We start from the raw sequence: 9,971 nt of genomic DNA, 5'->3' as shown, positions 1-9,971 counted from the left end.
TTAATCATTATCATCGTTTTTAATATCAGAACATTAGATAAATCTACTGATTTACAAACAGTTAATTGTAACACGTTTGTAATACCGTTGATTATAAAGCGCTTATCAAATTGATAGCATATTTGAAAATATAGGGGCTAAAAAAGCCGAAACACTTGTTAACAAAAGGTTTCGGCTATTAAAATATTGAAATATATTTTTTTTTGTCTGTTTCGTTATTTAGAATGCGTAAAAATAAGAATACTATTTAGTCTTACTTCCAAAGAGCGAAAAATGAACATATCGTTTTGGATTTTTCTGTAAATCTATTAAGAGTTTATCGGAACTTGCAGCTGTATTCGACAAGTTGATATACAGATCTTTATTATTCAACAACATTCCAAGTGTACCTTCAGAATTATTAATTTTATCGGTTATCAAACTGAGGTTGGAAATAGTGTGATTTACGCTGGCAAATGTGGCTGCATAATCTATCTTTTTTAAATTACCGCTTATCAGTTTAAAATCGGACGTCACGACATTTACATCGCTTAAAATACGAGGCACTTCGTTGTTCATCATTTTCTTTAGTTGCGAGGAACTGACGGCTAAATTAGCCGTAGTATGCTCAATTGATGAAAGGCTTTTAGTGAGATCTTTATTCTCGACTAAAACACGTACTGAGCGAATCAGCGAATCAGCCTGCAAGGAGATGCTTTCAATCTTGGGTACCAAATCACCAGACAGCTGTGCCATCAACCCTAAACCAACTTTAGACTCTATGGTATCACCGGGCTCATACATCGCCTGCGTTGGTGTTATAGGTGCATATACCAACTGAACAGCCTTACCTCCCATTATACCTTCATCATAAAGTTCCATCTTTGCGCCTTTTGGCAACTTTATATCTTTAGATACAGAAATCTTTATGACGAATGATTTCTGTTTCGAAAAATCGTAGCTTATCTTTTCAACCTGACCAACTTTATATCCTTTTACATAAACGGGGGTCGATGGAACCAAACCTCCAAGATTCTCGTAGGAACCATAATAATAGCTTACAGGGGTAAATATGCTGATTCCTTTCAGAAAGTTCAATCCGAAATACAACACAAAAATTGCTACAATAGCCATTATACCTACTTTTACTTCGCGTGTAAAATAATTTTTCTTCATTCTTTGTTTTTTAGTAATACTTCCGATAAATCTATAGAGTAGTCGGTTATTTAGTTAGCCTGGAAACCTCTTTGGCTGTCAACTTTCTATCACCCTGAAATGCAATGATAAAAGCATCGGGAAATTTAGACAGTATTGATCTTCGAACTTTCTCAATTTTAGCGTAATCTGTCTCAGCTCCCAGGGTGTACTTAAAATATCTGTTTTCGGTAAAAAGCTCAATACCCGGAACACCTTTGAAATCAGGCGCATCTTTTCCCAATTCAACTCTTGATGCGAATAATTGCACTTTAAAAACAACGCCACCTTCATTTACCTGCTCTGAAGCAATATTGGTTGGTTTCATCACATTAGAACTCTTAGAAGACTCTGTCGGTTTCTGAATTGCAGCTTCAGTTACCCGTGGTTTTCTGACCGTTTCCTGATCATCTCCTTTTGGAGCCTCAGTTACTTTAGGTGTTGTCCTTGTAGGTTGAGGTTCTACATTTTGAGCTGGTGGCTCTATTTTAGAAACTACCGGACCTTGCCTTCCCGATTTCTTATCATGTCCTCTTTTATAATCAACAAATGCATTATAAATAGCCGTTGCCATTTGCTTCTGTCCCTGTTCACTCATCAAAAACCGTTCCTCGGCAGGATTTGAGATAAAACCGACTTCGACCAAAACACTTGGACAGGCAGAACGGTGTAAGACCCAAAAACCGGCTTGACGAACTCCATGATCAGCGCGTCCACCATAACTTACAAATTGCTTTTGAACAGCCGATGAGAATTCTACACTCTTGTCAATATATTTATCCTGCATAAATTCAAACATTATGTAGGAATCAACCGATTTAGGATCAAAACCCTTATACTTCGAGCGGTAGTCTTCCTCAAGCAAAATTACCGAGTTTTCACGCATAGCCACATCTAAATTAGCTTTAGATTTAGCCAACCCGAGTGTAAATGTTTCAGTTCCGAATGCAGCAGGACTGGTTGAGGAGTTCGTGTGAACGCAGATAAACAAATCGGCATGATGATCATTCACAATGTCGGCTCGTTCTTGGAGAGTAAGGTATTTATCAGTCTTACGGGTATATACTACTTTTACGTCTTTGAAGTTTTGCTCAATCAATGATCCCAGATACAACTCAATAGCTAAATTAATGTCTTTTTCCCGTGAAAAAGCACCCATCGCCCCGGGGTCATGACCTCCATGTCCTGCATCAAGCACCACAGTAAATTTAGCATCCTGTGCTATCAAAGGAGTAAGGACAAAAAGTCCAAATAACATCATATAGCACTGACGTACAATAAAATACTTTTTGATAAATTTCATAAAAACTTCGTTAAATAAAAAAGGATTTGGTTGTAATAATTGTTGCAAAAGTAATGTTTTTATCCTGTTTATAATGCGAAATGAAGTGGTAAATTTTCAAATTATTCATAAAAAAAGATTACAAGTAAATGAGAGTACTTTTTTTTCAGTAAATTTGCGGCCTAATTTAGAAAACCATACCCTTACCGGATGCAAATCTGTAACCGATTACATTTCAACATAGCACGTCTGAACCTGCTTTTCATTTTTTGTCTGACTTCTACCTTCATGGGGTTCAGTCAGGAGAAAGCTGTGCCCAATAAAAGCGACCTAATAAAGCACATAAACGATAGTATAAGGAATTCCCGGGATACAGTAAAGACAGTAACAAAAAAAGTCAAACCCAATCAGATTGATGCCAAAATTACCTATAGTGCCCAGGACTCTATTGTTTTATTAGGCAATGGAACAGGTTTTCTGCATGGACAAAGCGATATAAAATACAAGAACATTAATTTAAAAGCGGACTTTGTACGGGTTAAGATGGACAGCAGTATCGTCTTCGCGCACGGAAAGACGGATAGTGTCGGTAAAAAAATCGGAGAACCTGTATTTGCCGAAGGTAGCACGGAATACTCATCCAAAGAACTGACCTACAATTTAAAAACGAAAAAGGGATTTATCAGACAAGCAGTTACAAAACAAGGCGAGGGCTACATTGTCAGCGATAAAACAAAAAAAGTGGATAATGACATTCTGTGTATAACGGACGGAAAATACACGACCTGCGATAACCACGAACATCCTGACTTTTACATGGACCTTACAAGAGGGAAAGTTAAGACCGGAAAATATGTTGTTTCGGGACCGGCCTATCTGGTAGTAGAAGATGTACCTCTGCCAATTGCAATTCCTTTCGGTTTTTTCCCATTTACGGATAAATATTCATCCGGAATTGTTATGCCTACATTCAGAGACGAACAAACCAGAGGATTTGGACTGATGGGAGGAGGTTATTACTTTGCTATCAGTGATTATGCCGATTTGGAAGTAAAGGGCGATATATATACCAAGGGAACATGGGCTTTTTATGCAAACTCCAAATACATTAAACGATACAAATATAGCGGTTCTTTTAATTTTAGTTACCGCGAGGATGTTACAGGAGAGAAAGAGCTACCCAACTATAGTAAAATGCCCAGCATGAGCATTGTTTGGTCGCACTCTCAGGACGCTAAAGCAAATCCGTATTTCAATTTCTCAACAAGCGTAAACTTCAGTACAAGCGGGTACAACCGAAATAATATTGACAACTATTATCGCCCGGAGATAAACTCACAAAGTACTAAAAGCTCAAGCATATCATTCACCAAGCGATTCCCCGAAAGTCCGTTTAATATTTCAGGAAGTATGAATGCTGCGCAAAGTACCCGTGATTCCATGCTCGACTTATCGTTGCCAAACATTAGTGTGTCAATGAGCCGCATCTATCCTTTCAAACGAAAAAATGCTGCCGGAAATGAGCGTTGGTACGAAAAAATTTCCATGTCATACAATGGTACATTTGCGAATAGTATCCGAACGAAAGAAAATAAGCTCTTGACTTCATCTTTCTCAAAAGACTGGAAAAACGGCATGAAACACAGTATTCCTATCAGTGCTACTTTCAATGTTCTAAAATACATAAACGTTTCTCCTTCGTTCAATTATAACGAGCGCTGGTACCTTCAATCGGTAAATCAAAGTTGGGATGAGACCAATCAGCGGGTAAAAACAGATACTGTTTCAGGATTTAATAGAGTGTACGATTTCAACATGGGAGTTTCTGCATCTACTAAAGTTTATGGAATGTACACCCCGCTTCCGTTTTTTAACAAGCTCACAGGTAATAAAATAGTTGCCATAAGACACGTAATGACACCTACAGTTGGATTCAGTTACGCTCCGGATTTTGGAGCAGCTACCTGGGGATACTACGGATCTTATATAATACCTGCCAATGCAGCAGTACAGCATGATCAGGTAGTTCAATACTCACATTATATGAATAGCTTATACGGCGCTCCGGGTACAGGTAAATCAGGAAATATCAGTTTCTCTTTGACCAACAATTTGGAAATGAAAGTGCTTAAAAGCGAGAAAGATACTACCACTACTTCAAAATTCAAAGTAATAAGTCTGATTGATAATTTCTCCGTTAGCGGATCGTACAATATGGCTGCTGACTCCATGCAATGGTCGATGCTGAACGTAGGTCTGCGCATAAAAGCAGGAAAAAGTCAGAGTCTAAGCCTGAGTGGAATGTTTGATCCTTATATGTATGCTCCCAACAGCACAAACACTGCGGGTATAAGAGTCAACAAACTCCGTTGGGAACATGGCAAGCTACCTCGTTTTATGGGTACCGGAACTTCTTACAGTTATACGCTGAATAACGAAACGTTCAAGAAGAAAGACAAGAAGAAAAAAGAAGACAGCACTAAATCTAACAATACAGACGCCAATCTTACGCCAACAACAGATTTAAAAAATCAAACTAAAACGGATGCTGAAAAAGACAAGAAAGCGTTAGCGAAAGACTCCGAAGGTTATCAAAAAGTGACTATCCCGTGGAGCATCAATATCAATTACAGTGTAACATACGCTAACAGCACCTGGAATCCGAAGAAAACGGAATATAATATGGCTCTAACTCACAACCTAAGCTTTTCGGGTAATATCTCACTAACAAACAACTGGAAACTGTCGGCAAATACCACATACGATTTTCCGAATCACCAGTTTACGTACACGAATGTGAACATTATACGAAATCTGCACTGCTGGACAATGACAGCAAGTGTGGTACCCTTTGGACCATATAAATCCTATAACTTCAAAATTGGCGTTAATGCCAGCATGCTTCAGGACTTGAAATACGACAAACAAAGCGGTTATGGAAATACTCCAATAACCTGGTACTAATTTAAACAAACTTTACAATTAACAAAAATAAATGAACAATTCACTCGCAAAAACTATTATAGGGTGATTGGTATAAAGAAGAAATTATTAAACAAAACAGATATAAAATGAAAATTACAGCAAACAAATCGGTTTCGGCAGAATACGAATTATACGTTGATGGCGAAGTAGAAGGAGAATTGGAATTAATGGAAAAAGCCACTGAGCAACAACCATTAAATTTTGTATATGGTGTAGGCATGATGTTACCAAAATTTGAAGAAAATTTATTTGGTATGCAGGTTGGTGACAAATTTGACTTTGTCATTAACTGCGAAGAAGCCTACGGAGAATACGATGATGACAGTGTACTGGATTTAGACCGTTCTATATTTGAAATTGATGGTAAACTTGACGAAGAGATGATTTTCGAAGGCAATGTGGTTCCATTGATGGATAGTGAAGGAAACCGTGTAAATGCACAGATTGTCAGCATAAGCGATTCACATGTAAAAGTGGACTTAAACCATCCGTTGGCTGGTGAGAACCTTCATTTCAAAGGTTCGGTACTTGAAGTTCGCGAAGCTACTGAAAAAGAACTTGCTGCTCTGATGGGTGGTGGTTGTGGAAGCGGCTGCGGATGTGGCGACGGCGGATGCAGTAGCGGCAGCTGCGGTTGTGGCGACGAAGAAGAAGCAAGCATGAGCGGCGGCGGAAGTTGCGGCAGCGGTTGCGGATGTCATTAATAAGCTTACTTATTACTAACTACATTTTCAATGGATATTAAACTGCTTCGCAGCTATTTAATATCCATTGTTGTATAGGAATGACAGCTTATGTTCACAATATCTCAAACTTTTGAATAACTTTGTAACTTGAACAACGGATTATGTAATAAATATTCATAATCCATACTTTATAACTTATAAACGAAGATTAATGTCGAACACCATTGGCAAATTATTTACTTTCACATCATTTGGCGAGTCTCATGGAAAAGGAATCGGCGGTATTGTTGACGGTTGCCCTCCGGGGATAGAAATAGATGAAACATTCATACAAAACGAACTGAATCGCCGTCGCCCCGGGCAGTCGGCTATTTCTACTCCGCGTAAGGAAGGAGATAAAGTTGAATTCTTATCAGGAATTTTCGATGGGAAAAGTACCGGTACACCTATCGCCTTCGTTATTTGGAACGAGAACCAACACAGTTCCGACTACGACCATCTGAAAGAAGTGTACCGACCATCGCATGCCGACTTTACATACCAACAAAAATATGGAATCCGCGACCATCGTGGAGGCGGCAGGAGTTCAGCTCGCGAGACAGCATCGCGTGTGGTGGCAGGAGCCATTGCTAAGCTGGCACTAAAAAATTATGGAATCGACATTACCGCTTTCACTTCTCAAGTCGGACACATTGCTATGAGTCAGAATTTCGAAACGGCCGATTTATCACTTATTGAATCAAATGTGGTTCGTTGTCCGCAACCGGAAGTGGCCGAAAAAATGATTGAGTACATTAAGGAGCTGAAAAAAGAAGGCGACTCTATCGGGGGAATTATTTCGTGCGTCATCAAAGGTGTTCCTGTCGGACTGGGCGAACCAATTTTCGATAAACTACAAGCACGACTGGCTCAGGCCATGCTAAGTATCAATGCAACTCATGGATTTGATTACGGACGAGGCTTTGAGGGAGTCAGCTTAAAGGGATCTGAAATGAACGATTCATTTGTAAAAGACGGCGACAAGGTCAGTACCAAAACGAACAATTCGGGCGGCGTGCAAGGTGGCATCAGCAACGGACAGGATATCTATTTCCGCGTACTATTTAAACCGGTTGCCACCATTTCGAAGAAACAAGATACGCTCGATATTCACACCAACGAAGTAGAACTGGAGGCACGTGGTCGTCACGATCCTTGTGTGCTGCCCCGCGCAGTGCCTATCGTTGAAGCGATGGCAGCTTTGACGCTGATTGATTTGTATCTGACAAAGAATTAAATTACTACCCCTAACCCCTAAAGGGGAACTGAATTACTATTGTCATTAAGATTTCGTCTCCTATACTTTTGATATAAAGTTATAGGAGACGATTCTATTTTTTAAGATTCCCCTTTAGGGGTTAGGGGTACCTATTCTAACAAACCGCTCCGCCTCATCCAATACATTCAGCTTCCCGACATCCAGCATGTGAAAATCGGTTGGGATAAAACCTTTGATTACCTGAGTCTGTGCATTGGACAAATAGAAATCCATGATGGGAAACTTAGCATCAAGGGTCTCCATTAGCTCAAAAACACGGGGCGACAATACCTGAATACCGGCAAAAGCCAGCTTATTAAATCCTGAAATATCATCAAAGCTGATGGGTTTGGTTTCGCCTGTTTTCTCATTAATCCAGCCACAAAGGCGTTGATCATTATTGAATAACAAATAGCGAAAAGTATCTCGCTTACTTACCACCAGCGTAGCCAATGAGTCGGCAGCAAGGTGCTGTTGGAACAATTCCTGCAAATCAACATCCGACAGAATATCGACATTGTGTACCAAAAACGGTTGTCCGTCGTCGAAAAAATGCTTTGCTTTTCGGATACCACCACCCGTATCAAGCAACTGATCGCGTTCATCCGACACCTCGATACGAATGCCGAAATTATTGTTTGCTTTCAGAAAATCAATAATCTGATCGGGAAAGTGATGGACATTCACGATGATTTCGTCGAAACCGGCAGTCTTTAGTTTCAGTATTACATGCTCCAACAAAGGTTGCCCGACAATTGGTACCAAAGCCTTAGGAATAGAATCTGTCAGAGGCTTTAATCTGGTGCCGAGCCCCGCGGCGAATATCATTGCTTTCATATTTCAGCCCCCTAAATCCCCCAAGGGGGACTAAAAGTTAGTTTTTTTAATATATATACCTTTATCATGTTGACAAAATAAAAACTTCATTACTCATCAATAAGTCCCCCTTGGGGGATTTAGGGGGCTGAATTTAGCTTCAATATTCTGTTCCCGATGAATCAATTGTACTTCCACACCAAACTTTTCGCTGATATGTTCTGCCGTTTTTTGGGCGGAGTAAACCGAGCGGTGTCTGCCACCGGTACACCCGAAACTAATCATCAGGTTGGTGAATCCGCGATCGATATACCGCTTCACCGAGGCATCCACCAGGGCAAAGGCATGATCGATAAACGACAGGATTTCGCCATCATCTTCCAGGAAACGGATAACCGATTCGTCCAGCCCCGTCAGGCTCTGGTAACGCTCGTACTTGCCCGGATTATTCACCGCACGGCAGTCGAACACAAAGCCACCGCCATTGCCGGAATTATCTTGCGGAATGCCTTTTTTATAAGAGAAACTATAAACTTTTACGACCAATGGTTTGCGAATTTCCACTTCGCGGAATTGTTCCAGTTCGGTCATTTCTTTGAGAACCTGCAACAGATAAGGATAGGAAGAGTTGTCATCATGCAAAAAGGCACGGAGATTTTCGATAGCAAACGGAATGCTTTGCAGGAAGTGGGGCTTTTTCTCAAAATAGCCACGGAAACCATACGCACCAAGTACCTGCAAGGTGCGGAAAAGCACAAAATGCTTCAGTTGTTCAGCAAAATCAGCCTCGTCTATTGGCATCAGCTCCTGCAAAGCCGCGAGGTAAATGTGCAACAACTCTTCGCGCAACTCCGAATTGTATTGCGCTTTGGCCTGCCACAGAAACGAAGCCACATCGTAATAAAGCGGTCCTTTTCGGCCTCCTTGGAAGTCGATAAAATAAGGTTCGCCGTCTTTCACCATCACGTTCCGACTCTGAAAGTCGCGATACATAAAGGTATTAGTCCGCGAGCGCATTAGTATTTCCGACAGTTTTACGAAATCATCTTCCAACAGATTTTCCTGAAAATCCAACCCGGTAGCTTTCAGAAAACAGTATTTAAAATAATTCAGATCCCAAAGAATGGAACGCTCGTTGAATTCCGGTTGCGGATAGCACACCGAAAAATCGAGTCCCTGCGCCCCCTGCACCTGAACGGCGGGAAGCTTACGCATGGTTTTGCGCAGCAACTCCTTTTCCGGTTCGCAGAACACGCCCGTTTTGCGTCCCTCGGCAATGGCATCAAAAAGCAGCGTATCGCCCAGGTCGTCCTGAATATAAAAACGTTTATCGGCCGTTTGCCCCAGCACACGCGGCACAGGCAGACCCTGATGGTGAAAATGGTTGGCTATTTCGATAAAAGCAATATTTTCGTCCACCGACGTACCTTCCACCCCAATAAGCGAATGATTTTCGCTCGTCAGCCGGAAGTATTTACGGTTTGAGCCGGAGGCAGAAAGTTCGGTAACGGTAAGAGCAGGTTCGTGGGTGTATTGCAGGAAAAGGGTTTCGAGTTCGGTCATGGGAATCGGTTGAATAGTTGATTTTGTTCGTGATTGCAAAGATACAAACATCATTTTAAAGACTTGTATTGACGTTCTAAAAACTTTACACAAGTATATCAATAGATTAATGAACTTGCTAATTCAAAGATCTATCTAACTATTTAAAAACAAAGAGCAAACACATCAA

General features: G+C 40.6%; 7 protein-coding genes. 3 read left to right on the top strand and 4 right to left on the bottom strand.

Features of this window, described 5'->3' with window-relative positions; genetic code table 11:
* Window positions 1-243: 243 nt before the first annotated feature.
* Window positions 244-1,155 carry an MlaD family protein gene (locus tag PALPR_RS15200; protein WP_013446551.1) on the bottom strand — a complete coding sequence of 304 codons (912 nt, stop codon included), beginning with the start codon at window positions 1,153-1,155 and terminating at the stop codon, window positions 244-246.
* Window positions 1,156-1,201: 46 nt separating this feature from the next.
* Window positions 1,202-2,476 (bottom strand): N-acetylmuramoyl-L-alanine amidase family protein, encoded by a 1,275-nt coding sequence (locus PALPR_RS15195; protein ID WP_013446550.1) that lies wholly within the window; start codon window positions 2,474-2,476, stop codon window positions 1,202-1,204.
* Window positions 2,477-2,665: 189 nt separating this feature from the next.
* Between PALPR_RS15195 and PALPR_RS15185 the strand changes: the two genes are divergently transcribed.
* The 3 genes from PALPR_RS15185 to aroC all read left to right on the top strand — a co-directional run bounded on the left by PALPR_RS15185 (window position 2,666) and on the right by aroC (window position 7,402).
* Complete coding sequence (locus PALPR_RS15185; RefSeq protein ID WP_013446549.1) at window positions 2,666-5,419, top strand: putative LPS assembly protein LptD; 2,754 nt, start codon at window positions 2,666-2,668, stop codon at window positions 5,417-5,419.
* Between the two features lie 107 nt (window positions 5,420-5,526).
* Window positions 5,527-6,144, top strand: a complete 618-nt coding sequence (locus PALPR_RS15180) for an FKBP-type peptidyl-prolyl cis-trans isomerase (protein ID WP_013446548.1) — start codon at window positions 5,527-5,529, stop codon at window positions 6,142-6,144.
* A 193-nt stretch (window positions 6,145-6,337) separates the two neighbouring features.
* A complete protein-coding gene (aroC, locus tag PALPR_RS15175; RefSeq protein WP_013446547.1) occupies window positions 6,338-7,402 on the top strand; it encodes a chorismate synthase in 1,065 nt (354 codons plus the stop codon).
* Between the two features lie 114 nt (window positions 7,403-7,516).
* Here the strand turns inward: aroC and PALPR_RS15170 are convergent, their stop codons facing one another.
* Together PALPR_RS15170 and PALPR_RS15165 are read right to left on the bottom strand one after the other, a co-directional pair.
* On the bottom strand, window positions 7,517-8,260 hold the full coding sequence (locus PALPR_RS15170; RefSeq protein WP_041620466.1) for a nucleotidyltransferase family protein: 744 nt from the start codon (window positions 8,258-8,260) through the stop codon (window positions 7,517-7,519).
* 96 nt (window positions 8,261-8,356) lie between these two features.
* Entirely contained in the window at window positions 8,357-9,802 is a 1,446-nt protein-coding gene (locus tag PALPR_RS15165) for a RapZ C-terminal domain-containing protein (protein WP_041621034.1), read from the bottom strand.
* Between the last annotated feature and the right edge of the window lie 169 nt (window positions 9,803-9,971).

The sequence above is a fragment of the Paludibacter propionicigenes WB4 genome (assembly GCF_000183135.1).
GTDB classification, from domain to species: domain Bacteria; phylum Bacteroidota; class Bacteroidia; order Bacteroidales; family Paludibacteraceae; genus Paludibacter; species Paludibacter propionicigenes.
This window is presented reverse-complemented; position numbering and strand designations above follow the sequence as displayed.

Bases quoted from the DNA above. Each gene is read 5' to 3' on its own strand.
- PALPR_RS15185 (WP_013446549.1), top strand. From the start codon at position 2,666: ATGCAAATCTGTAACCGATTACATTTCAACATAGCACGTCTGAACCTG.
- PALPR_RS15170 (WP_041620466.1), bottom strand. From the start codon at position 8,260: ATGAAAGCAATGATATTCGCCGCGGGGCTCGGCACCAGATTAAAGCCT.
- PALPR_RS15180 (WP_013446548.1), top strand. From the start codon at position 5,527: ATGAAAATTACAGCAAACAAATCGGTTTCGGCAGAATACGAATTATAC.
- PALPR_RS15195 (WP_013446550.1), bottom strand. From the start codon at position 2,476: ATGAAATTTATCAAAAAGTATTTTATTGTACGTCAGTGCTATATGATG.
- aroC (WP_013446547.1), top strand. From the start codon at position 6,338: ATGTCGAACACCATTGGCAAATTATTTACTTTCACATCATTTGGCGAG.
- PALPR_RS15165 (WP_041621034.1), bottom strand. From the start codon at position 9,802: ATGACCGAACTCGAAACCCTTTTCCTGCAATACACCCACGAACCTGCT.
- PALPR_RS15200 (WP_013446551.1), bottom strand. From the start codon at position 1,155: ATGAAGAAAAATTATTTTACACGCGAAGTAAAAGTAGGTATAATGGCT.